The following is a 506-nucleotide window of genomic DNA, read 5'->3' as shown; positions in this document are numbered from 1 at the left end:
GAAGGGCCACCCGGGTTCGCGCCGCTGATGCTGTGCGATGATGGGCATCCCGACGCGCCGCCCGAGGCCACATCGACCGCGGGCGCGCCTTTGATCGAGATCGCGGTTGGCGAGGTATCGATCCGTCTGGACGCGGGCACTTCGGCGGCACGGATTGCCGAGATCGTGCGGGCGGTGGGATGACCGACATGATCATGCCGACGCACAGGGTGCGCATCCTGGTGGCGACGCAGCCCGTGGACTTCCGGAAAGGCCATGACGGGTTGGCCGCTCTGGTGCAGTCGGTTTTGCGGGAGGATCCGTTCACGGGCACGGTGTTCGTGTTCCGCGCGAAGCGGGCCGACCGGTTGAAGATCCTGTTCTGGGACGGGACCGGTTTGGTGATGGCCTACAAGCGCCTGGAGGAGACAACGTTCACCTGGCCTACGATCAAGGACGGCCTCATGACGTTGAACCGGGCGCAGTTCGAGGCCCTTTTCTCTGGCCTGGACTGGCGCCGGGTGAAG

1 protein-coding gene and 1 pseudogene are annotated in these 506 nt (G+C 65.8%); both read left to right on the top strand.

The annotated features are described in order from the left end of the window. Positions 1 to 183, top strand: a pseudogene (locus tag V8324_RS22315) (hypothetical protein); the annotation flags it as partial. Then, the coding region (tnpB, locus tag V8324_RS22310; protein ID WP_336422052.1) for an IS66 family insertion sequence element accessory protein TnpB at positions 180 to 506 on the top strand (327 nt) is incomplete at its 3' end. The pseudogene V8324_RS22315 and the gene tnpB, both read left to right, overlap by 4 nt.

It is taken from the genome of Roseovarius sp. D22-M7, assembly GCF_037083785.1.
Taxonomy (GTDB): domain Bacteria; phylum Pseudomonadota; class Alphaproteobacteria; order Rhodobacterales; family Rhodobacteraceae; genus Roseovarius.
This window is presented reverse-complemented; position numbering and strand designations above follow the sequence as displayed.